Origin of the sequence: Acinetobacter sp. YH12049, assembly GCF_013419875.1 — a bacterium.
In the GTDB taxonomy this organism is placed as follows: Bacteria; Pseudomonadota; Gammaproteobacteria; order Pseudomonadales; family Moraxellaceae; genus Acinetobacter; species Acinetobacter amyesii.
On the sequence record NZ_VOZH01000031.1, the window covers coordinates 16,272 to 38,781 of the forward strand.

The 22,510-nt window shown below is 40.7% G+C and carries 22 protein-coding genes; 12 read left to right on the forward strand and 10 right to left on the reverse strand.

Annotated elements, in window-relative coordinates:
- Positions 1-25: 25 nt before the first annotated feature.
- From FTU05_RS13320 to sdsA, 3 genes are all read right to left on the reverse strand, one after another.
- A complete protein-coding gene (locus FTU05_RS13320; protein WP_180165683.1) occupies positions 26-622 on the reverse strand; it encodes a phosphatase PAP2 family protein in 597 nt (198 codons plus the stop codon).
- 152 nt (positions 623-774) lie between these two features.
- Positions 775-2,826 (reverse strand): site-specific recombinase, encoded by a 2,052-nt coding sequence (locus tag FTU05_RS13325; RefSeq protein WP_078192207.1) that lies wholly within the window; start codon positions 2,824-2,826, stop codon positions 775-777.
- A 31-nt stretch (positions 2,827-2,857) separates the two neighbouring features.
- Positions 2,858-3,835 carry an All-trans-nonaprenyl-diphosphate synthase gene (gene sdsA, locus FTU05_RS13330; RefSeq protein WP_078191391.1) on the reverse strand — a complete coding sequence of 326 codons (978 nt, stop codon included), beginning with the start codon at positions 3,833-3,835 and terminating at the stop codon, positions 2,858-2,860.
- A gap of 459 nt (positions 3,836-4,294) precedes the next feature.
- Here sdsA and rplU point away from each other — a divergent pair, with 459 nt between their 5' ends.
- From rplU to FTU05_RS13375, 9 genes are all read left to right on the forward strand, one after another.
- Positions 4,295-4,606 carry a 50S ribosomal protein L21 gene (rplU, locus tag FTU05_RS13335; protein ID WP_078191390.1) on the forward strand — a complete coding sequence of 104 codons (312 nt, stop codon included), beginning with the start codon at positions 4,295-4,297 and terminating at the stop codon, positions 4,604-4,606.
- 19 nt (positions 4,607-4,625) lie between these two features.
- Positions 4,626-4,880: a 50S ribosomal protein L27 gene (gene rpmA, locus FTU05_RS13340; protein ID WP_067764378.1), complete on the forward strand. Its 255-nt coding sequence runs from the start codon at positions 4,626-4,628 to the stop codon at positions 4,878-4,880.
- A 181-nt stretch (positions 4,881-5,061) separates the two neighbouring features.
- A complete protein-coding gene (locus tag FTU05_RS13345; protein WP_180165685.1) occupies positions 5,062-6,717 on the forward strand; it encodes a YadA family autotransporter adhesin in 1,656 nt (551 codons plus the stop codon).
- 232 nt (positions 6,718-6,949) lie between these two features.
- Positions 6,950-7,645: an outer membrane lipoprotein chaperone LolA gene (lolA, locus tag FTU05_RS13350; RefSeq protein WP_180011509.1), complete on the forward strand. Its 696-nt coding sequence runs from the start codon at positions 6,950-6,952 to the stop codon at positions 7,643-7,645.
- Positions 7,646-7,806: 161 nt separating this feature from the next.
- Entirely contained in the window at positions 7,807-8,598 is a 792-nt protein-coding gene (locus tag FTU05_RS13355; RefSeq protein WP_180021965.1) for an RsiV family protein, read from the forward strand.
- 117 nt (positions 8,599-8,715) lie between these two features.
- On the forward strand, positions 8,716-9,987 hold the full coding sequence (gene serS, locus FTU05_RS13360; RefSeq protein WP_180066755.1) for a serine--tRNA ligase: 1,272 nt from the start codon (positions 8,716-8,718) through the stop codon (positions 9,985-9,987).
- Between the two features lie 73 nt (positions 9,988-10,060).
- Positions 10,061-11,461 (forward strand): siroheme synthase CysG, encoded by a 1,401-nt coding sequence (gene cysG / locus FTU05_RS13365; RefSeq protein WP_168378121.1) that lies wholly within the window; start codon positions 10,061-10,063, stop codon positions 11,459-11,461.
- A 262-nt stretch (positions 11,462-11,723) separates the two neighbouring features.
- Entirely contained in the window at positions 11,724-12,203 is a 480-nt protein-coding gene (locus tag FTU05_RS13370) for a tRNA (cytidine(34)-2'-O)-methyltransferase (protein WP_180165687.1), read from the forward strand.
- A 169-nt stretch (positions 12,204-12,372) separates the two neighbouring features.
- The gene (locus FTU05_RS13375; RefSeq protein WP_218953404.1) at positions 12,373-12,873 is read left to right on the forward strand and encodes a hypothetical protein; all 501 of its coding nucleotides are present in this window, start codon (positions 12,373-12,375) and stop codon (positions 12,871-12,873) included.
- A 92-nt stretch (positions 12,874-12,965) separates the two neighbouring features.
- Here FTU05_RS13375 and FTU05_RS13380 read toward each other — a convergent pair whose 3' ends face one another.
- On the reverse strand, positions 12,966-14,537 hold the full coding sequence (locus FTU05_RS13380; RefSeq protein ID WP_180165689.1) for a PT dipeptide repeat lipoprotein: 1,572 nt from the start codon (positions 14,535-14,537) through the stop codon (positions 12,966-12,968).
- A 70-nt stretch (positions 14,538-14,607) separates the two neighbouring features.
- Positions 14,608-15,003, reverse strand: coding sequence for a hypothetical protein (locus tag FTU05_RS13385; RefSeq protein ID WP_180074202.1), 396 nt, complete (start codon positions 15,001-15,003; stop codon positions 14,608-14,610).
- 152 nt (positions 15,004-15,155) lie between these two features.
- Between FTU05_RS13385 and FTU05_RS13390 the strand changes: the two genes are divergently transcribed.
- The 3 genes from FTU05_RS13390 to FTU05_RS13400 all read left to right on the forward strand — a co-directional run bounded on the left by FTU05_RS13390 (position 15,156) and on the right by FTU05_RS13400 (position 17,847).
- Positions 15,156-16,352: a cupin-like domain-containing protein gene (locus FTU05_RS13390; RefSeq protein ID WP_180165691.1), complete on the forward strand. Its 1,197-nt coding sequence runs from the start codon at positions 15,156-15,158 to the stop codon at positions 16,350-16,352.
- 66 nt (positions 16,353-16,418) lie between these two features.
- Complete coding sequence (locus FTU05_RS13395; RefSeq protein WP_168378117.1) at positions 16,419-17,231, forward strand: DUF6502 family protein; 813 nt, start codon at positions 16,419-16,421, stop codon at positions 17,229-17,231.
- Positions 17,209-17,847 (forward strand): hypothetical protein, encoded by a 639-nt coding sequence (locus tag FTU05_RS13400; RefSeq protein WP_180165693.1) that lies wholly within the window; start codon positions 17,209-17,211, stop codon positions 17,845-17,847. The genes FTU05_RS13395 and FTU05_RS13400 overlap by 23 nt, the downstream gene beginning before the upstream one ends.
- Positions 17,848-17,908: 61 nt before the next feature.
- Here the strand turns inward: FTU05_RS13400 and FTU05_RS13405 are convergent, their stop codons facing one another.
- The 5 genes from FTU05_RS13405 to FTU05_RS13425 all read right to left on the reverse strand — a co-directional run bounded on the left by FTU05_RS13405 (position 17,909) and on the right by FTU05_RS13425 (position 22,370).
- On the reverse strand, positions 17,909-19,306 hold the full coding sequence (locus FTU05_RS13405; protein ID WP_078192195.1) for an APC family permease: 1,398 nt from the start codon (positions 19,304-19,306) through the stop codon (positions 17,909-17,911).
- Positions 19,307-19,571: 265 nt separating this feature from the next.
- Complete coding sequence (locus FTU05_RS13410; protein WP_111885299.1) at positions 19,572-20,756, reverse strand: iron-containing alcohol dehydrogenase; 1,185 nt, start codon at positions 20,754-20,756, stop codon at positions 19,572-19,574.
- Between the two features lie 3 nt (positions 20,757-20,759).
- On the reverse strand, positions 20,760-21,293 hold the full coding sequence (locus FTU05_RS13415; protein WP_180011534.1) for a hypothetical protein: 534 nt from the start codon (positions 21,291-21,293) through the stop codon (positions 20,760-20,762).
- Between the two features lie 76 nt (positions 21,294-21,369).
- Entirely contained in the window at positions 21,370-22,023 is a 654-nt protein-coding gene (gene lipB / locus FTU05_RS13420) for a lipoyl(octanoyl) transferase LipB (protein WP_180144803.1), read from the reverse strand.
- A gap of 53 nt (positions 22,024-22,076) precedes the next feature.
- Complete coding sequence (locus tag FTU05_RS13425) at positions 22,077-22,370, reverse strand: DUF3144 domain-containing protein (protein ID WP_180165695.1); 294 nt, start codon at positions 22,368-22,370, stop codon at positions 22,077-22,079.
- Between the last annotated feature and the right edge of the window lie 140 nt (positions 22,371-22,510).

Consider the following 22,510-nt stretch of genomic DNA (forward strand, 5'->3'; position numbering starts at 1 on the left):
ATTTTTATCTAAATTATTCATTTGTTTACGCTTTACTGATTTTGATGTAACTCAAATAAAGTAGCGCGATCCAAATAAAACTTATGCTCCAACCGGATAAGACATCTGTCGGAAAATGAACCCCAACATATACTCGCGAAACACCCATACACAGCATCCATAACAATGCCAAAATGGTGATCAAGCGATGTTGAGCATGTTGTCGGCAAATCAAGATCATCAGACACGCAAGCGATGCAGCATAACAACTATGCGCGCTTGGAAATGAACTCCCGTAAGATGCTACAAGATGGTACATTTCTGGGGGACGTGGTCTGGTAAACGTAAATTTAAGCAACCATGCAAGGCCGATACTTCCAAAGATCCCTATACTGATAAAAACAATCTCTGTGTATTTTTTATACCACGCAAAGTGTAAACACCATAGCGTGGTGAAAAATAATACAAAAGGCATGCCCCCTAGCGCGGAAAGTCCGATGGCAATTTGATTAAAGACAGCAATACGGTGCTGACTCATCCATTCCACGAGATTCAAATCTAATAGATTTAAATGGCTGGAATAAAGCGACAACACACTGATAATTAATGCAAAAAAACCAACAAACAGTAGCGTTCGTGGCATATTTTATTCCTTGTCATTTTAACCGGTTCGAGCTCGGTTAATTAATGGCCTAAAGTGTACTCATCAGTACACTTTATTTCAAGTATGTGTAAATCATACTGATTTTATTTTTTGTGTTCATTTACATCTTACTAAAATAAAACACAAATCTGCTAATGATTGTTCTTACTGGCTTGTGTGCCATCTTCAACTTCAAGTGGGGTTTTCGGTGGCCAGAAAAAATCACTTGGTCGCGTTAGAAAATGAGTCATCACCAGTTTAGCCAGAGGTTTCCATTGTTCAAATCTTACGCGACGTGCCCGTAGTGCCACAATAATGGTTAACGTGAAACTGACGAATAAGTTAGTCAGACCGATCAGAATAACCCCTAAGAATGACACAATGATTAAGCCAATGTCTGGTGAACCATTAATATTGATGAGGCCTTGAATGAAGTTGGCCGAGGCGAAGGCGATATGGCGAATATCTAAAGGTAAACCAAAAATAAATCCAATCGTTCCCATACTGCCCAGCATGATCCCGAATAAGAAGTTACCTGCTAAAGCACCTAAGTTTCGCTCAATGTAAGCGGCAAGCTTATCCAGTCTCTCTTGACCCATAATGCGTTTTAACTTTGGATGTGCTTGAATCCGTGGTCCAACTTTGCGATAGATCGCCATGTTGTCAAAGTATCCAGCAAGCAAACCTGATAAAAACAAACATACTCCAGCTATCGCAGCATGTGGCACAGCCAGTGAGGTAAATGGATTGAGGTCGTGTAAGGTTTTAGCTGCTTTTGCATGATTCATTAATGGCTCATGTAAAGCCATGTCCCAACTTAAGGCGATCAATGCTGCAACAGGAATCGCAATACTGATGTTGCCTAAGATTGCAATAAACTGGGTTCGAATGATGTTAATAATTAGCGCGGCAAGTTCGGCAATCTGCGCCATTTTCGAGCCTTTACGATGCTGAACCGTCGAGGCAAGGGCGGCAGCTGTCATCGCAGGCTGTTTAGTGGCAACAGTAAAATGTAAGACATGAATCAGCATAAAGCCGAAAGAGTAGTTCAGACTATATGAAATGGCTTGCATGAGCGGTGCCATGCTGACACGGGCCATCAGCACTTTTAAAGTTGCCATACATGCAATGATCACACCGGCACCTGCCGCAGATCGGTACATGCTCATAAAGCCTTGTTTGTCCGTACTTACATAGTGTTCGCCAGTTTTACTTGCGTTTTCGGTGACTTGTAGGGCAACCAATTCGCTATTGGTGGCGAGCAAATCGCGCACGCTACGCTCGCTATAAATCGCTGAAGTCACATCACTGAGTAAACTGCCCATAGACACATAGCGGACGTCATCTTCTTCAACAATCAGGTTGAGTAAGATTTCTAAGCGATCTAAACACTGTTCTAAAAGTGATAATAAGTAAGTCAGACTGACACTTACACCAATACGTTTGGTCGCACGGCGAATCTTCAGGACTACATCACGACATTGTTCCAGCATCACCAACGCTTGAGAAGCATCCGGCGGTAGCACAGCACTCATTTCTTCAGCACTTTGATGGAGCTTTTTATACTGCTGAATAAAATCATTTATTTCACGGTTTTGCACCAAAAAAGGTGATTCATATTCGGTCAGTTCAGGCTGTGCATTAATAAATTCAGGATATAAGCCAATACCACTTACCCGATAGGACAAAACGGTAATGGCTTTAATTAACTCACGGCGAATTTTCTTTTTTTCTTCCTGATTGCTATGACCTTGGTTAAACAGTCGAAATAGCTGCATCCATTGCTGATCATCAATACTGTCCAGCCAATATTTGTCGCTATGACGATAAAAAACTCGACGGACTAAATCTTGTAATTGAGTTTCGTCATTGATCAGAGGAAGAAAATGTGCGCCAAGCCGTTGGAACAGTTGTCCCCAAAAACCATCGAGAGACAAAATACCTGTGTCCGCATATAAACTGGTTTGTTTATATCGGCTAATGAGTTTTAGGACAAAACTTTGCAAGGTAGAGGCTGCATCTGGCGTGATGAGTAAAGCTTGGATGAAAGCCTGAAATTTTTTCTTAATTTCGTCAGTATTTTTTGTATCTTCTGGTCGAATTCGGTTGACCAATTCGATCAGCAAGTTTTCATCCAGCACAGCCCGAGGGGTATCGAGCTGTTGCTGCATGGTCAAAAAGATATCATTCAGTTTTATATGCATAGGCAATGGGAATTACGAGGAATATTGTTAATTATTGAATTCGGTGTAATGCCAAGTTTGCGAGGTTGATTAAAGCTTGACGATATTCAGTATCTGGTAGCGCTGCTAAAGCGGCTAGTGCTGCCTCAGTTTCTTCAGTCGCTCGTTGGCTACAATAATCAAGTGCCCCAGAGCTTTGTACAATCTGAATAACACGCTCTAAATCTGCCGTACCACCTGTGGCAATACTGCGGCGAATAATGTCATGTTCTTCGCCAGTGGTATTCTTTAAGGCCGAGATTAAAGGTAAAGTTGGTTTACCTTCCATCAAATCATCACCAATATTTTTACCTAATGTTTCAGCATCTGAGGTGTAATCTAAAATATCGTCAATAATTTGAAAGGCATTTCCAAAGTGTCCGGCAAATTTTCTAAGAGGTTCACGGTACTCTGGTGTACCCGTCAAAATCGCTGCACCTTCGGTAGCGAGCTCAAATAAACGCGAAGTTTTACCGTGAATAATATCTAAATAGGTTTGTTCAGTAGTTTCAGGTTGGTGCTGTGATTGAAGTTGTAAAACTTCACCTTCAGCAATTTCACAGGTACCCGTTGAAAAGTCTTTGAGTAAAACTTTGCTGTCTAGATCCACCAATAAATCAAAAGCGCGAGAAATCAAAAAATCACCCACAAGTACGGCAGTTTGATTATTCCATGTCGCATTTGCTGTTGGGCGGCCACGGCGTAAACCCGATTCATCGACTACGTCGTCATGAACCAAGGTTGCGGTATGTAGCATTTCTATAATTGCTGCAAGTTTACGGTGTTTTTCTAAATCTTCTGCGCCACATGCCTTTGCTGCAAGTAAGCACATAATGGGACGCATGCGTTTACCGCCTGCTTCAACCACATGTTTACTGACTGCCATGACCAAGGCAACTTTAGACGTGATCCCTTCATTAATAAATTTGTCCATCGCAGCAAAGTCAGTAGCAACAGGCGCGAGAATATCTTGCTTAAAGTCGATGGTCATATGAAGAGAAACCTCAATAATTTTTGAATTACAGACGTAGTGTAGCAATTTGTTATATGAATAACAGATAAGAACTTACTCAATTGACTTAATCTTAAGTGATTTTTTTCATCAAGCGGAAGTATTGTACTTATTTTTTAACAGACTTTTATCTTTAGCATGTTGTTTGAACAGCATGTTGTTGATGTCAGTCCAGTGTATATTAGCGAATTGTTGCTAAAAATCTATGTTAAACCTTGCCAAAAGCATGATAAGTGAAATAGAGCACTCATTTTAATGGTTTTAATGACACTGTTTATATAATAAACGCATACTCATCTAATATTTTACGGAAATGACTTGTTGTTTTTTGGGTTATCCCTTAAAATCTTTGCCTTTGCGAAACCCCAGTGACGATCGTTTTAAGATCGGTATATCCCTTTACCGGCACGACAACACGGGCATGTTTGGAGTACTTAAATGTACGCAGTAATCCAAAGCGGTGGTAAACAACACCGTGTAGTTGAGGGTGAAACCCTTAAAGTAGAATTATTGAAAGCTGAAACTGGCTCAACTGTTACTTTTGATGACGTGTTGATGCTTGTTAACGGTGACAGCATTCAAATTGGTGCACCAGTAGTAGCTGGCGCTAAAGTAACTGCTGAAGTAGTTAGCCATGGTCGTCACGACAAAATCCGCATCATCAAAATGCGTCGTCGTAAACACTATCGTAAACAACAAGGTCACCGTCAATGGTTCACTGAGTTGAAAATTACAGCTATTTCAGGCTAATTACGAGGAGTAAGTAGACATGGCAACTAAAAAAGCCGGTGGTTCGACTAAAAACGGTCGTGACTCGAACCCAAAAATGTTGGGTGTTAAAATCTACGGCGGTCAATCTGTGACTGCTGGTAACATCATCGTTCGTCAACGTGGTACTGAATTCCACGCTGGTGTAAATGTAGGTATGGGCCGTGACCATACTTTATTTGCAACTGCTGACGGCGTTGTAAAATTCGAAGTGAAAGGCCAATTCGGTCGTCGCTACGTATCTGTTGAAGCGTAAGCTTTAATAGAAAAAAACCCGTATTTTTTGCGGGTTTTTTTTCGTCCGAAGAATATGTGAAGTATTTTTTTAGATTGTTACAAACGATGTATAAATCAATAAATCACCATAAATAGTGACTTAAATCACAAAATATAAAGAGCGTAATAGAGGAGCATAAATACTAAAAAAGGATAAGGACATGAATAAAATCTTGAATACAGTTTTTATCAATGCTGACTATCAGAAAAGGAATTGTCCTGATAAAAGCCGACAAATTGCATTTGAAAAGACGCTAGGACTTGGTGAAACAACTTCAATCGCTATTAAAGCTATACCAAAATTACTTGCTGTGAGTATTTTACTTTCTCTAGGTTCAATTGCATGGGCTGGTGGTTCAGGAGAGCATACCTCAGGTGGTTTAACCTGTTCGAGTGGTTGTAATGATTCACATCAACATTCGGGCGGAAAAGGACACACAAGTCATGGGAACGGCAATGGTTATGGGCATGAGGGAGGAGGAAAACCTCATGGTGGGCAACAAGGTTTACCTGGCGCTAAAGGTGATAAAGGTGATACTGGCGCAACTGGCGCAACTGGCGCAACTGGCGCAACTGGCGCAACAGGCGCTACAGGTGCAACCGGAGCTAAAGGTGACAAAGGCGATACTGGAGCAACAGGCGCTACAGGTGCGACCGGAGCTAAAGGTGATAAAGGTGATAAAGGTGATACTGGAGCAACAGGTGCTACAGGTGCAACCGGAGCGAAGGGTGACAAAGGCGATACTGGTGCAACGGGAGCTACAGGTGCAACCGGAGCTAAGGGTGATACAGGTGCAACTGGTAAAGATGGACTCAATGGCCAAGACGGCATCGATGGTAAGGATGGTTTGAACGGTCTGAATGGCAGCAATGGTCTAGATGGTGCAAGTGCTTATCAAGTTGCGGTGAGCAATGGTTATGAAGGCAATGAAGACCAATGGTTAGAAAGTCTACGTGGTGCAGTTGGCGCACAAGGGCTAACAGGTGAAAATGGTTTCAGTGCGTATGAACTTGCGATAAAAAATGGATTTGTCGGTACTGAAGTGGACTGGTTATTGAGCTTAAAAGGAACAGATCCGTACATTAAAATCCAATCAAACGTTGCCAATACAGCACCTAAACCAACTGCGAATGGACAAGATGCGATTGCAGTCGGTGCAGGTAATAAGGCTGATGGTAATCAGTCTATTGCCCTCGGTGTAAACAATACAGTCAATGGTGATGGCTCTGGTGCAGTAGGTTCAAATAATACAGTCACAGGTAATAATACCTATGTGGTTGGTAACAATATCAACACATCGGCAAATAATGCTGTTGTACTTGGCAATGGTTCAAGCTCTAACCGCAATAATACGGTTTCCGTTGGCTCGGCTGGTGCAGAGCGGCAAATTATTCATGTGGCAGCTGGTACGGCAGACACCGATGCAGTGAATGTGAAACAAATGCGTCAAGCAGATCTAGAAGTGCTAAATAGTTCAAAAGCATATACAGATCAGCATGGGGCAAATGTACTCAATCAAGCCAATAGCTATACCAACCAACGTGTGAATGAATTGAACCATAATTTCAATAAATTTAAAGATAATGTTTATGGTGCTGTTGCTTCAAGTATTGCAATCGCCTCCTTACCACAACCCACAGATGCTGGATACAACATGTTTAGCGTAGGTATGGGGACTTGGGAAGGTTCACAAGGCTATGCAGTAGGTTTTAGTGGAGTAACTGAGAGCAATAAATATGTTTATAAATTGGCTGCAACAGGAAACTCTGAAGGTGACTTTGGCGCTGGTGCATCGATCGGTTGGCAATGGAAATAACTCAATATTGGAATGTTAAAATTGCTAAATCATAGTTTAATTATTTGAAAGGCATTTGAGTCAAATCAAGTGCCTTTTTACTTTATATTTCTCCATCATGATGAATAAAAAACAGCAATTTGCATTAATAACCATACAAAACTTCTTATTTTCTCTAAATTTAGTCAATGAAAGTGGTTTAAGATGGAGCCATCTAACAAATTGCGTTGATGCAAATATAAAAGGTGAATCTATGAAAATGCTTCGTAAAACCATCTGTGCTATGGCATTAGGTGCAGCGACACTGGCACCGGTTATGAGTACGACAGTATTCGCGGCACCAGTTGCAGCGTCGGAGCAGCAGGCAACTGCCAATTTGGTGAAACAATTATCGGGTATTAAAAGTTTTACTGCTAACTTTCAGCAAACTACAAAAGTGACCAACCCGAAAGCCACTCAAAAGAAAGGTTTAAGTGCGCAGCATATGAACCAGACTTTTACTGGGGTAATGAAAGTTCAGCGTCCGGGTAAATTCTATTGGGAAACAACCAGCCCATCTAAGCAAACCATTGCGACTACAGGTAAAACAGTTTGGATCTATGACCCAGACCTACAACAAGCAGTACGCCAAAGCTTAGATGACCAAGTTGCGAATACGCCTGCATTATTATTGTCGGGTAATACGGCTCAAATCATGAAGTCTTATCGTATTACACAGCCAAATAAGACAAAAACTTATTACACCTTATATCCAAAAAGTGATGATGGCGTATTTCAAAGCTTAACCATTAGTTTTGGTGCGAAAAATGCACCAACCTTAATGATTCTCCAAGACTCATTAGGTCAAACAACAAATGTACGTTTCAATAATGTGAAGGTGAATGCGTCTATTCCAGCGTCAACCTTTAACTTTGTACCTCCAAAAGGTACGGACATTATTGATCAATAATTCTCATGAACGAAAAAAAGCAGACATCGGTCTGCTTTTTTTATGGAGAAATGTAAAGCAAGCAAGCTGAATTTAAGTGAAATTTAGTAGTATGCTGATATTCGCAGGTTGCTTAAATGAAGTGACTTGTGGTTTTGACTGTTGCTATAGGGAATTTTGGGATGAAAAAAAATCATATGAATAATATAGCTTGGGCTGTTTCAGCTGTGGTTTTAATTGGGTCATTAACGGCCTGTCATCCTCGAAATGAACCTGTTGAAGGTGCAACGACGGAACAGAAGCCAGTGGTCGTCGCTGATGCGATTCCACTTATTCAATCGAAATCTGTTGCGATGCAATTGCCGAAAGCACAAGCTTGCGATGCGGAAGGTTGTACCCAATATACGATTCAAACGGTTGAAACCAATGTTGATTGGATTAATCAATATTTTACTGACCGAATTAAAAAGGCAGATCCGATTGCATTTTCAACTGAGCCGAATCAAAAAATTGATTTATCGGACAAGACGGATGCAGGCTTAAGTCAAAGTACCACTTCTGTTCGATACATTAGTCAGTGGGGGCATATTGCAACTTTTGCGATCGAAAGCTATACCTATGCAGCGCATGCTGCTCACGGCATGTCTCATGTCGAATATGTCAATTTTGATTTAAAAGCCAAAAAACGTTTGGCTTTACAAGATGTCTTGGTCAAAGGTGCAGATGCGAAAGTGATTAGCGCATTATTTGATGCCAACTATATGTGGTTAGATAGTCACGATATTGAACGTTCAAAACTACAATTAAGCGATAATTTTTATTATGGCGCGAACGGGATCGTATTTGCTTATCCGCTGTATGAATTGGCGAGCTACGCAGAGGGCATGCCTGAGCTAAAACTTCCATATTTTATGGCTAAAGGGCTATTTAAACCTGAATATTTACCAAGTTTGCCAAATTACGAAACCAAATAAGACAATTTGCAGCAAGATTATTGGTCTAATAAGGGGCAGCTGTAAGCTCGGTCACTGTATTTTTGAGTGTTAAGAGCTTACACTATAGCCAGTTTTTTTCTTTACTTAAGATTGGCTATGATCGACCCGAAATTACTCAGAAATAATATTGAGGCTGTAAACTTAGCCTTAGCAAAACGTGGTGTTCAACTCAACGTAGCAGAGTGGGCAGACCTTGAAGCTCGCCGTAAGGAAATTCAGTCTAAAACTGAGTCGTTACAAGCTGAACGTAATGCTGGTGCAAAACAAGTTGGTCAAATTAAAAAAGCTGGCGGTGATGCATCTGAAATCATGGCACGTATGTCTGCCATTGGTGATGAAATTAAAGCGGCAGAACTCGCACTTTCTGACCTTCAGGCTGAACTCGAAGCCAAATCTTTATCGATTCCAAATTTACCTCATGAGTCTGTGCCAGAAGGTAAAGACGAAAATGACAATGTTGAAGTTCTAAAATGGGGTACACCACGTCAGTTTGATTTTGAAGTCAAAGACCATACTGATCTTGGTGAAATGATGGGTGGTTTAGAATTTGAAACCGCAACTAAATTGACAGGTACTCGTTTTAGCGTACTCAAAGGCCCATTGGCGCGTTTACAACGTGCAATTACCCAATTTATGTTAAATACACATACCTTGGAAAATGGCTATACCGAAGCGTATGTACCGTATTTGGTCAATGCAGACTCTTTACGTGGTACGGGTCAATTGCCTAAATTTGAAGAAGATTTATTTAAACTTCAAGGCGAAAAAGAATACTACTTGATCCCGACTGCAGAAGTGCCTGTAACCAACTTCGTGCGTGATGAAATCATTGACCCAGAACGTTTGCCATTAAAATATGCAGCGCATACGCCATGTTTCCGTAGTGAAGCGGGTTCGTATGGCCGTGATACACGTGGTTTGATCCGTCAACACCAATTTGACAAAGTAGAAATGGTTCAGATTGTAAAACCTGAAACTTCGATGGATGCTTTGGAAGAATTAACGGGTCATGCCGAAGGTATTCTTCAAGCATTAGGCTTACCATACCGTAAAGTCGTTCTGTGTGGCGGAGACATGGGCTTTGGTGCAATCAAAACTTATGATTTAGAAGTTTGGGTGCCAAGTCAAAATACCTACCGTGAAATTTCATCTTGCTCATGCATGGGTGACTTCCAAGCACGCCGTATGAAAGCGCGTTACCGTGCTGACCAAAAGAAAACTGAGTTTGTACACACGCTGAATGGTTCAGGTTTGGCAGTTGGTCGTACTTTACTTGCCGTGATGGAAAACTATCAACGTGCAGACGGTTCAATTGAAATTCCAGCAGTACTTCGTCCATATATGGGCGGTGCTGAATTTATCGATTAATAGTCGATAAAGTGCATACATTTGTGCACAAAAATTGCTTAAGACAATCAGATTTAAACTATTGAGGTCGTGTGTGGATATCTTTCCAATCTCTTTGAAGTTGCAGCAGCAACCTTGTCTGATTGTTGGTGGTGGTCGAATTGCATATCGAAAGGCTGTGCTGCTTGCAAAAGCGGGCGCTCAGCTGACAGTTTGCTCACCTGAAATTGAAGATGATTTATTGAGCTTGGTTAATAAAACCCAAGGTCAATATCTCAACTCGATTTATCACGAATCGGTTTATCAAGAAAATGCCATTGCGCTGCGTCAGTTTCGTTTAGTGATTGCAGCAACCAATGACAAAGCTGTCAATCAGGCGGTATTTGAAGCCTGCGAAGCTGAAAATGTCTTGGTCAATAGTGTTGATGATCCGCCGCATTGCCGTTTTATGGTTCCTGCGATTATTAACCGTTCTCCGCTGGTCATCTCCGTAGCATCCAATGGCACATCGCCAGTACTCTCGCGTCAAATACGCACCCAGTTAGAAAGCTCAATACCGCATGGCATGGGCAAACTGGCTGAGTTCTCAGGTAAGTGGCGCGCAGCCGTTAAATCCAAAATCGTCAATCCAGATGAACGCCGTATTTTTTGGGAAGACTTGTATGCAAGTCCGCTCAAAGAGCAGGTATTTAATGACAATTTGACCGAAGCCAATCGTTTGATTGAACAGGCCATATTGGAATGGAAACAGCCGAAAGGCGAGGTGTATTTGGTGGGTGCAGGGCCGGGTGATCCTGAACTGCTGACCTTAAAAGCCCTGCGTTTAATGCAGCAAGCGGATGTGGTGATCTATGACCGTTTGGTTTCTCAGCCGATTATGGACCTCTGCCGCCGTGACGCTGAAAAAATTTACGTAGGTAAAGCACGATCTAATCATGCTGTTCCGCAAGAAGGCATCAATGCCTTACTGGTGAAATATGCAAGTGAAGGCAAACGTGTCTGCCGTTTAAAAGGCGGAGATCCATTCATCTTTGGCCGCGGCGGTGAAGAAATTCAGGAACTTTTTGCGGCAGGCGTTGCCTTCCAAGTCGTTCCAGGGATTACTGCTGCATCTGGTTGTTCGGCTTATGCAGGGATTCCTTTAACGCATCGTGATTATGCGCAAAGTGTACGCTTCCTGACAGGCCATCTGAAAGAAGGTTCGCCTGAGCTGCCTTGGAATGAGTTGGTTTATCAAAATCAAACGCTTGTGCTGTATATGGGCTTGGTCGGTCTAGAAAAAATTTGTGAGAAACTCATCGCGCATGGGCAGCGTTCAGACATGCCTGTCGCATTGGTTTCTAAAGGGACGACACCTGAACAAAAAGTCGTGGTCGGGACATTGGCAGATATTGCATCTAAAGTCAGTGAATACCAAATTCAGGCGCCTACATTGACCATTATTGGTGATGTGGTGAGTCTGCGTGAACAACTTCAATGGCATGAGCGAGGGTAAGCAACGCAACGCGTTGCCCGAGCGCAAGGCGAAGGCTATGCCTGAGCAAAGAGGATAAGCAGGCTGCTGAATTAATTGTCCAATTGCAAGGCGAAAGCTAAGTATAAAGGATATGAGTAAGTGGATTGTCCTCGTGTAAAGCGAAAGCTAAGCAATGTAGATAAGCAAGCGCTTGTTGTACCATCTAAACTTATGCTACAGCTATAGAAACTATAGCCTGAGCTTTAAGCCATTATTTAACTAAAGAGTAGAGAAAAAAACTGTGATCCATGTTGTTTTATACGAGCCAGAAATTCCTGCAAATACAGGGAATATCATTCGTTTATGTGCCAATACTGGAGCGCAGTTACATTTGGTCAAGCCATTAGGTTTTGAGCTTGATGATAAAAAACTTCGCCGTGCCGGTTTGGATTATCATGAATGGGCGCACATGAAAGTGTGGGAAAACTTTGAAGAATGTCTTGCGGGCTTAAAAGCGCAAGGTATTGAGATGGATGCCATTTATCCATTAACCACCAAAGGTTTTGAAACACCGCATACCTCCAATTTAAACCGTCCTGTGGCGCTGTTGATGGGGCCAGAAACACGTGGTTTGCCGGAAGATGTCCGTATGATGTTCCCGAAAGAACATTGGATTCGCCTACCTATGGCACCAAATTCACGCAGTTTAAACTTGTCTAATGCTACTGCTGTGATTTTATATGAAGCTTGGCGTCAGCAAGGCTTTAAAGAATTGGTCTAAGTGTGATCTGTTCAAAAAGCCGCTCTATCGAGCGGCTTTTTTATTGGGAGTGAACACAGTGAACCATTTACAGCAATGAAGTTTTGTAAAATAAGGGCTTAAAAACTTCAGCATCAATATAAAAATGTGTATAAGAACACTGTGAAGAAATAAAACGGGTACTTAAAACTTGAAATCTATAAATTTAAAAGCTTTTGGTGTCGTATTTGCGACCGGATTCATTTCATCAATGAGTTGGGCTAATCCAACCGTATCAACCACAACGGAACAGACAGCAGTGACCGTCACTGCAACTACAGAAAATGTTCCAGTTGTACCGAAGGTTGAGGTGATCAAGCCTTTTACTAAGGCTGAAATCCAGCAGGGCATGCTGGAAATGCAGCAAAGACAAAATCAGCGTATTGAGGAATGGGGAAAAACACTAAAAGCCGACGATTTTGAACGTTCATGGTATGGTGGTCGTCAATTGAAAAAGTCCAAACGTCAGGAAGTTTGCGGGATCTATCAGGGTTTAGTGAATGAAACCTATGGGTTGGCACAAAAAAATAAAGCAAGATTGAGTCAAGCGGATCAAAAACAAATATCAGACCGCAACCAATTTATTCAAAGCTTAGGTTATGAAAATAATATCGTTGATACCAAGATGGGTTTTAATTGCCGCTTAAAATAAGTGATTTTTATCACTGCTTTGATTTATGTGAATGATCCATGTCCTTGATGTAAAAAATAAAGGACATGGAAAAGCTCGAGATACCTCATGAATTAATCAATTAAATTAAAGTCACTCAGTTCTGTTTGTAGATGTTTTGGATTATTTGCAAACAGCAGTTGACCGCTGGTGTATAACCAACCCAATTGACCTTGCTGCTGAAGACGTTTCAGTAAGACGTCGTTAAATGTCGACGTTGCAAAGACAGTTTCACTAAAGACTTTAAACTCACCGACATTAGTGTTTTCACTGTCTTTCATAAACAGCATGCCGTTTTTGGTGGTTGAACTCATATCTAAAGCACGGCTGACTAAGCGGTAACCGTCTTTTGCTTGCTCATCGATCATCTCCTGTAATTTTAAGCTGCGCTCTACACTATTGCTGCCGGTTGGGTAAGTTTTATAGCGATAGCTGTAAGTGCCATGGTGTGCGCTGCTATTTATACAGGTTGCAACTTTAGGACTATTTTGTTTGCCGTTCAGAACTTCAGGTCGTAAACCTGTGAAATAGCTTTTGAATTGAATAATACGGCAGCCTTGGGCACCCAGTGTATTGAGCATAGTTTCCAGTTGCACTGGTTCTACGAGCGGGGAAACATAGCCGCTGTCATAGGTGTATGTCGCGGTATCGTTTTCTTTTTTAATGAAATAATCTTTGAAATTCAGGGCATTGGTTGGTCTGACGCTATGCAAGTATTGATAGCCTGATTTGCCTTTTTCATTTAACTGATTACGCCATGTAAAATATATGTCAGCGGTAGAGGGTGCTGCACGGTCTGCAACAATATGATTGAAACGCGTATTTTCATTGGCAAGTTTCATGTAGCTATTAACATTACCATTGTCCAGGGTTTTAGTATCATAGCCAATTAACTTATAACCGCTTTGTCCCATTGTATTGAGCTGAGCCAAGAAGTTTACTGTGTCGGTGGTATTAATAAAATTCTCAGACTTAAAATCTGCAGTTGTGATTTTGGTTTTCGGTTTTAAATTGGTGAAGAATTCATTGGAATTTTTTGTATAGCAGCGGCTGTCCTTGAGTGGGTCGGTAATTAGACCTCGTTGCATGATGATATAGCTTGGATTTGAAATCGTCGCGTTAATTACACAGAAAGAATGATTATTTAAAAAAGTTAAAACGCGGTTGCTCGTCGCGCCACCTCTGACTGGTTGAAACTTAATCGAATGATATTCAAAGTTATTTAGTGTTGCAGCCGGCTGTATTTCACTTATAACCATGTCATGAAGTAATTGATAGCGTTTGGAAACAAATTCACCGCTGCAAGTTTTACTTGAACTATTGTGTACCGCATATTTTAGTTCTTCGTTCACTGCACTGACTGAGTTTTCACTGGTTTTATGAATTGAAATTTGTGGTAAATCGCAATTATTGTTACCGAGGGCAGAATTCCCTTGAATCCATTCTCCTGTGAATTTATCCGCTACAGTTGTTGGCGTTGGCGTTGGCGTTGGCGTTGGTGTAGGTGTAGGTGTAGGTGTAGGTGTAGGTGTAGGTGTAGGTGTAGGTGTAGGTGTCGCGCCATCATCATTGGAGCTTGATCCACCACAGCCCACCAATGTCGTAAATACAGCAGCGATAATGCTGATTTTGTGATTATTATTCATGACTAGTGCTCAATAGAGTAAAGTTGTTATGTACGGCTGATGCGGTTGTATAAACATTTAAAATCAAGATTTATTGAACAAGGTGTGATTCAATCCAGCCATTGCCATGTTCTGTAGTGACTTCTATCAAACCTGTTTTAGTCATGTTTCCCGCAAAAATAATATCTGCATTTTTTGACAGTTTATTAATGACTTGGCTCGATTTATCGGCAGTTTGATAAAGCGGTAGATTATTAATTTTAGGTCTAAGTTGCTGTCCCATACTGAAACCATTTGCAGCATAATTTGAATTAGTCGTGGCCTGACTGCCTGTCCATTCTTTTGCGGTATTCGATACTTCTTTGGATGTTTCATTAAATTGATTCAGTGTATTTCTTAAATCACGCATGGTATCGGCAAAACCTGCATATACTGATATTGAAGCTAAAGACAGACTGCTAACGATGACTAAATGACGAATTTTCATGAACTTTCTCCTTTACTTTGTTATGTCATTCCGCGTGATATCTGACGGATTCATAACATTCGCGGTGTTTAAATAATTATAAAATGCGAAAATTTAGCATTTTTAAAATAGATCATTTATACTTCACTTGTAAAGAGGGTGGAGTGGTGAAAATGAATGTAGAAAGCCAGAGTGAACATCTAAAGCAAAGTAAAAATTGGTATCAGTCCTTACCGACGGAATGGCAAAATTGGTTGAATGAAAATATTGAAAATGGTTGCGATGTACAGAAAATAAGTCTAATTTTACAATCACATGGATTAAGCCCAAGGGCGGATCAATACTTATTTTCTGATGCAGACCAACTTTCAGAACAGCTGCAAAATGAACTTTTGGAATACAGTCTTGAGGGCTTAGAGACAGATGAAATTTTAGAAAAAATTAAGCAAAAAAATATTTCAAATCATTTGATCATTCAGTTTCTAAAGCGTGTAAACAATAACGTAATTTTTAAAAAACTGAAGCAAGTACAGCAACAGCAGAATAAACAGCGTTGGCTATTACAGGTGATGGGTCAATTGAATCAATTGAACGACCATATTCCATCCACAATCGATTGCATAGAAACACCTGATTTTGAAACATTTATAGAGCGGTATTATAGCCAGATGCGACCAGTCATTTTAAAAGGTGGGATACAACATTGGCCTGCATTGCATAAATGGAGTCCTGATTATTTTGCACAGCATTTTGAAAATGAGTTGGTTGAAGTCCAGATGCATCGTGAGCAGCATCAAGATTTTGAAAAAAAATCGGTACAATTGAAACGTATTATTTTGATGCAAGATTTTGTCGCACAAATTAAAGCCACTAAGCACAGCAATGACATTTATTTAACTGCGAATAACGCCGCTCAAAATAAGCAATTCATGCAAAAGATTAGTGAAGATCTAGGTGACTTCGCCAAAGCTTATTGTCAAAAAGAGATCAAAGATCGACATTTTTTATGGTTTGGCCCTGCAGGCACATTTACACCACTGCATTATGACTTAACCAATAATATGTTGGCACAAATCTATGGACGTAAAAAAGTGACTTTGATTCCTGCATGGCAAATGCCGTATATGTATAACGATCATTGGGTATTCAGTCAGGTTTCAGACGTCGCAAAGGCTGATCTAGCAGACTATCCATTGTTAGAAAAAGTGACGCCATTTGAGTGCATTTTGCAACCTGGAGAAACCTTATTTATCCCAATTGGCTGGTGGCATAGTGTTGAAAGTTTAGATATCTCGATCAGTGTTTCTTTTACGCATTTTAATGTAAATAATCATTTTTTTACTGAATATCCTCAAGATCTCATCAGATAAAAATTGTGAAGAAGATCAAATAATGCGAAAATTTCACTTATGCAGTCTAATTTTCATGGCAATTCAATGAGCAAACTTCTCACTAATGAGGCAGATCAAAATTTACAGCAAGTATTGGTGCTGATGAATGAGCTGAGCCAATGGCTGATTCGCTCAGGTGTGGGGTATACCGAGTTTACTGCTGCATTGAAACCGGTTTTTTTCCAACAAGCTGTACATGAGTTAGAGCGTATCGATCAAAAACCGACGATTTCTGCGATCAGTTTACTTTCTGGTCTACACCGTAAAGACGTGACTGCTTATAAAGAAGTGATTTCTGAGGGTAAGGATCTGACTGAAGCAACTGTTTCTGAGCCAATTAGTGTGCCATCACGTGTGATTGGTTTGTGGCTTGCAGAAGGCTGGGGGGATTCATTGCCCTTCAGCAGTGAGTCGGAAAATAGTTTTGAAATGTTAGTGAAACGAGTCTCCACCGAGCGCCATCCACGTTCGGTACTCAATGAACTTGTTCGTTTGGAAATTGCCACTGAAAAAGATGGGCAGGTGTATTTACAACAACGTCGTTTTATTCCTGATCCTTCGCAGTTAGAAGCACGTAAAATTTTAACGCGAAATGTTCAAGCGCATTTAGAAGCGGGTTTGCATAATTTATTGAATCCTGATGAAATACCTTACTTAGAACAAGCCATTTGTGCTGACGAATTAACAGAAGAATCGATTAATAAATTACATGAAATGAGCTTAGAGCTTTGGCAGAAATACTCACTACAACTTTTAAAACTTGCCGCGGAGCGTTGCGCAATGGATGACGGGAATCCTGAAGCAAATCGTGCATTTCGCTTTGGAGTTTATCAACATGATGCGAAAATTAAATTTTAAAATACTGACACTTTGCAGCCTGATGTCCGTATTGTCAGGCTGTGAGATTGATTTTTTTTCGAGCGGTGGGGTAACGATCGAAGGCACAGGTGATCCAATCATTGATATCGGTCATGCAGGGGATGGCCGCGGAACAATTATCTTGGGGACACGATATTTAGAGTTTTCAGCTTCCGTGCAGGATTCTTGTTATGGCGTGGAACGTAAATTAGCCTTCCTCAATCCATTTGATCGTCAGTCGATTGACACAAAAACGTATGTAGAAATACCTGCTGCCCAAGCGGATCTTAATTCGCAAAATGTTCAATTGATCTTAAAAAATACCAATAGCGTACCAGTCACCATTCATTTGCAATGTGATATGCCATTAACCATGCAATTATTCGAGCAGGTTAGACCATATTTTCCAAAACAAGTATGTGATACACCTATAGATATCAAACTCTATCCACAACAACAGCATATATTTGAAGCAGCTGTAAATTTAGAGATTGTTGAAGATGGTATATGGTCACACGGTGATGGAGCATCGGTTGAATTAAAAGGCAATACACCAGACAAGTGTGAAGAAATTTCAATTCAATTTCAGCAATCTAGAAAATTCATACAACCTTAATTGGTATATTTAAAACAAAAAAGGCGCTTTAAGCGCCTTTTTTGTTTAGAGATAAACTTGCTTAGAATTTATCATCAAATTCGTTATGCTGCGGTGCAGGGTGTTTAAAACCTTTAGTTTTATAACCAAGGTATAAAATACCGAACATTGCCCACCATAAACCATATTTCAAAGCAGTTTCTTCAATTTCTAACCACATCGCAAAGATACTGATAAAGCCAAGCATTGGAATAACCACGAAGCTAAAAATATCTTTGGCTGTTTTTGTGCGGCCATCACGAAGTGCATAACGTGAAATCACAGATAAGTTCACGAAAGTAAAGGCTGTCAATGCACCAAAACTAATCATCGAAATGACAATATCAAGATTCATAAAGCCCGCAGTTAATGCAACCGCACCTACGATCATGATGTTATAAGACGGGGTGAAATTTTTCGGGCTGATATGACCGAAGATTTTCTTATTAATAACACCATCACGGCCCATAACATACATTAAACGTGATACACCTGCGTGAGCAGAAATACCTGATGCCATTACTGTCACAATCGCAAAAGTTAAAACATAGGATTGGAACAGTGAGCCGCCGACGAGCATGAGTATCTCTGGCTGCGTTTCAGCAATATTCTTGAAATAGTTGCCCGGCTCAGCAGGGAAGAACAGCTGCATGAAGTAGGTACTAATAATGAAGATAATCCCTGCGATTAAAGCAGTTAAGAAAATCGCTTTCGGCAGTGTTTTCTCAGTATCTTTGGTTTCTTCTGCCAATGAACTTAATGAGTCAAAACCAGTGAACGAGAAGCACAGTAATGTTGCACCTGTAATCAGCGCACCCACAGACGTCAGCTCATTCCAGAATGGCTCAAGGCTCCATAATTGGTAGCGTTCTGCCGCAGAAATAGGGCCATCAGCATTGAAGCCCATTTGAAGCTTGCTGTAGACCATCCACGTGAAAATACCAATTACTAATAACTGCACAAGTACAATCAAGCTGTTAAAGTTAGCAACAAAACGCGCACCGCGTAAGTTAATTCCAGTCATGAATGCCGTTAGCACAATGACCCATACCCAGTGGTTTACTGTTGGAAATAGTGCTTCAAGGTAAATCACTGCAAGAATAATATTCACCATTGGAGACAGCAGGTAATCTAGCCATGACGACCAACCGACCATGAAACCTACGTTCGGGTGAATGGATTTTTGAGCATAGGTATACGCCGAACCCGATGATGGATAGCGACGGATCATATGTCCATAACTGATAGAGGTAAACAAAATTGCAATCAGGGCAATAATGTAAGATGTCGGCACGTGTCGATGACTTTCTTCAGAAACTAGACCGAAGGTATCGAACAAGGTCATCGGCTGAATGTAAGCCAAACCAATAATAATAATGTGCCAGAGTCCAAGCGTTTTTTGCAGTTTAGCTGCCGATTGAGTCCCAGAGATATTTGTCAACGGCGTTATCCTCTTATCGTTGATCAAGGATCAGTCATATTCTAAGGATCGTTTGAGACGAACGATCCCCCCTACGTTTTAAAACAAAAGTGCGCCAATCTACTCCAAATTGGTACATTTTGTCAGTAACTTTGAAATTATTTTTAGCAGAAATTATGCCAGTTTGATTAAAAAATAACTGATATTGCGTTCTGCAAGTGAAAAGCCCGATGTTTAAAAAAACATCAGGCTTAATTTTTCGCTATATTCGCTTATTTTTCAGCAATTACCAAGCTTTTTTTAGAATAGTTTTGAGGTCTTCTAAGCTGGCTTCTTTAGGATTATAAATAATAGATCCATCATTCAGTGCTTTCTCTGCCACTTCATCTAATTGAGCTTCAGTCACTTTACCTGTTTCACTCAAAGTACGTGGTAATTTGGTCAAACTAAACAAGCGGTCACGCATGGCTAAAAGCGTTGAAATGGCTTTTTCAGCGCGGAGGTTGGCCGGTGTTTGTGCATAAATATCAGGACCAGCCAGTGGTAATAGCAATTCAGCAATCTTATCGCCATTCACTTCTTTGTTGTATTCCAACACATACGGCAAGAATAAATTCATGCATAAGCCGTGGGGCAGGTGAGCAACAGCACCTAAAGCATGACCCAATGAGTGGACTAATCCAACCATTGAGTTTGAAAATGCAATTCCTGCCATTGTAGAAGCTTGTGCAAGTTCTAAGCGCCCATGTGCATCGCTGGTATTATCTAATACACCAAATAAGCTATTGCTAATTTTCTTGATTGCGGCAGTTGCATAGGCATCTGAAATCGGGTTCGCCGCCATGCACGTATAGGCTTCAATGGCATGCGTCATCGCATCCATCGCTGTCATAGCCGTAAGATGAGGTGGCAAAGTTTGCGTCATACGTGGGTCAAGAATTGCCGCATGTGGCATCAAATAATTCGATGCAAAGGCCATTTTTACATTCTTTTCAGGGTCAGAAACCACAGCGACCATAGTCACTTCTGAACCTGTCCCCGAGGTTGTTGGAATCACAAAAAATGGTTTTAAAGGTTTTGGTAAGTTGTGCGCACCTGAGTATTTCAGTAAGTCATCACCACCTTCAGAGACCAAGATGTTGGTTGCCTTAGAGGTATCAATCACTGAACCGCCACCGACAGCAATAATGGCATCACATTGGTTGTCGCGGTAAAGTTGAGCCGCTTTACGTACGGTTTCTAAACTTGAGTCTGGCGGAACATCATCAAAAATATAGCCAATCACCGTCTCGGTACTTTCAAATGCCGCTTCAATCGGTGCAAGTAATTGATTACTGCGAACACCTTTGTCAGTAATGATCATGGGGCGTTTAGCACCCAAAGTAGACAGTTCGAATGGGATGTGTTCTAAAGCAGCATGGCCAGCAATCACTTTTACAGGACAAAAAAATTCGTAATATGGTTTAGCCATGTGTTATGCGCTCCGTTTTAAATAAGACTGGGCTACTTTTAAATAAATATTTGCAGCACCGCTCAGTTTTTCTTTTAGGCTTAAATGTGTTGGATATTCTTTGACAGCCAATTCAGCCACCAATTTAGGTAAAATTAACGCTTCCATTTTGTTGAGACAACGCACCAGTCGGATGGCATAAGACAAATCACCATCGGCGATCATGCGGTCATTGGCAAAGGCTTGTGCGGTACTTTCTTGAAATGAGAAGACCAAAAAGGCATGATTCAAATGCTTAAACGTAATGGTTAAGTCAGGCTTTTGAGTGCCGGGTGTGAGGAGTTTGAGTTGATGGTCTTCCGTGACTTGCGCGACAAATGCAGCACCATTAGGAAAAACATTCATAGATAAAATAAAATTAACTGGAAATTTAGCAACTTCTTGTTTAATTTCTTCATCGACCTGGCTCGCCATGACCAGACCTCTGCCAATCACATCCATCATGAGTTTGACATAGGCCTGCTGGAGCGCGGGTTTAACGGATTTAGTTGCAATCACGTGTACATCCCTTATCTATAATTATTAAATTTAGAGCTTTTACTCTAAATTATTTTATTTGAGAAAGCAAAGTCTTTTATAGTTGTTTGACTGTTACGTCTTTAAAGTAACCACTGTTTTTCAAAGTATCAATGATATCGACGCATAAGTTTTCAAATTTAGGGTAGTCCTGTACTAAATCTTGTATGCGTACCATTTCCAATCCTGCATAGCCACATGGATTGATGGTATGAAAACCAAATAAATCGCAATCAATATTCAGTGCTAAACCATGATATGAACGACCTTTACGAATTTTAAAGCCCAATGAACCAATTTTTCGTTCATTGACATAAACACCCGGCGCATCAGGCTTGGCATAAGCTTGAATACCATATTTGTTCAGCAAATCGATCATGAGGGTTTCGGCATACGAGACCAATGTACGAACATTCCAGCCCAAACGGTTTAGGTCAAACATGAAATAAGCCACCAATTGACCCGGTCCATGCCAAGTGACTTGTCCACCACGGTCTGTTTGTACCACAGGGATGTTACTTTGCACCAAAATATGTTCAGGTTTGCCAGCTTGCCCCTGAGTTAATACATCAGGATGTTGCAATATCCATAGTTCATCAGGTGTGTTTTCATCGCGCTGTTCAGTATAAGTTTTCATTTCGACAAAACGATCTTCATAGGGAGTCAGATGATTGTATTGGCGAATGATTAAAGTTGGTTTTGCAGCGATCATTACAACAGGATTTCCTTGGCAGCGTTAAATTGATTGGTCGTTGAATTATGTCGTTATTCAGGAGGGATAAACATATATTCTTTAAAATTTTCGATGTATTCATCTAAATTTTCTTCAAGCATTTTGCGATATTCAGCAAGGAAATATTCGATAGTTTCTTGTTTTGCATTAGCGAGCTCTTCTGCTGTTTCCCATCCACTTGCGCCGATCCAAGCATTAAAACGGGATGTTGCAAAAAGCATAGAAGCGCTTACTTTCCCTTTTCCTATCTCTTCCGTAATTTGCTGATTGGATAACTGAATGTGTTGATCCGCTCGCTCATAGAATTCATCATCAATATTTTGCATTTTATTTTATTCTCCTCTGTACACGACAAATTTCATAGGATCCTTGTCCTATCAGGCTTTTTCTTTCTTAAAATTGCTAGCACTTTCTTAAATTCTTCTTTTTTTCCAAAACCAATCAAACGTAGAATAGCCATTTGAAC

What these genes read in the sequence shown, in the direction of transcription:
- FTU05_RS13410 (WP_111885299.1), bottom strand. Translation starts at nt 20,756, where the DNA reads ATGGCTAAACCATATTACGAATTTTTTTGTCCTGTAAAAGTGATTGCT.
- FTU05_RS13325 (WP_078192207.1), bottom strand. Translation starts at nt 2,826, where the DNA reads ATGCATATAAAACTGAATGATATCTTTTTGACCATGCAGCAACAGCTC.
- FTU05_RS13400 (WP_180165693.1), top strand. Translation starts at nt 17,209, where the DNA reads ATGATGCGAAAATTAAATTTTAAAATACTGACACTTTGCAGCCTGATG.
- FTU05_RS13345 (WP_180165685.1), top strand. Translation starts at nt 5,062, where the DNA reads ATGAATAAAATCTTGAATACAGTTTTTATCAATGCTGACTATCAGAAA.
- serS (WP_180066755.1), top strand. Translation starts at nt 8,716, where the DNA reads ATGATCGACCCGAAATTACTCAGAAATAATATTGAGGCTGTAAACTTA.
- rplU (WP_078191390.1), top strand. Translation starts at nt 4,295, where the DNA reads ATGTACGCAGTAATCCAAAGCGGTGGTAAACAACACCGTGTAGTTGAG.
- FTU05_RS13320 (WP_180165683.1), bottom strand. Translation starts at nt 622, where the DNA reads ATGCCACGAACGCTACTGTTTGTTGGTTTTTTTGCATTAATTATCAGT.
- FTU05_RS13355 (WP_180021965.1), top strand. Translation starts at nt 7,807, where the DNA reads ATGAAAAAAAATCATATGAATAATATAGCTTGGGCTGTTTCAGCTGTG.
- FTU05_RS13390 (WP_180165691.1), top strand. Translation starts at nt 15,156, where the DNA reads ATGAATGTAGAAAGCCAGAGTGAACATCTAAAGCAAAGTAAAAATTGG.
- FTU05_RS13380 (WP_180165689.1), bottom strand. Translation starts at nt 14,537, where the DNA reads ATGAATAATAATCACAAAATCAGCATTATCGCTGCTGTATTTACGACA.
- FTU05_RS13395 (WP_168378117.1), top strand. Translation starts at nt 16,419, where the DNA reads ATGAGCAAACTTCTCACTAATGAGGCAGATCAAAATTTACAGCAAGTA.
- FTU05_RS13385 (WP_180074202.1), bottom strand. Translation starts at nt 15,003, where the DNA reads ATGAAAATTCGTCATTTAGTCATCGTTAGCAGTCTGTCTTTAGCTTCA.
- sdsA (WP_078191391.1), bottom strand. Translation starts at nt 3,835, where the DNA reads ATGACCATCGACTTTAAGCAAGATATTCTCGCGCCTGTTGCTACTGAC.
- rpmA (WP_067764378.1), top strand. Translation starts at nt 4,626, where the DNA reads ATGGCAACTAAAAAAGCCGGTGGTTCGACTAAAAACGGTCGTGACTCG.
- lipB (WP_180144803.1), bottom strand. Translation starts at nt 22,023, where the DNA reads ATGATCGCTGCAAAACCAACTTTAATCATTCGCCAATACAATCATCTG.
- FTU05_RS13425 (WP_180165695.1), bottom strand. Translation starts at nt 22,370, where the DNA reads ATGCAAAATATTGATGATGAATTCTATGAGCGAGCGGATCAACACATT.
- lolA (WP_180011509.1), top strand. Translation starts at nt 6,950, where the DNA reads ATGAAAATGCTTCGTAAAACCATCTGTGCTATGGCATTAGGTGCAGCG.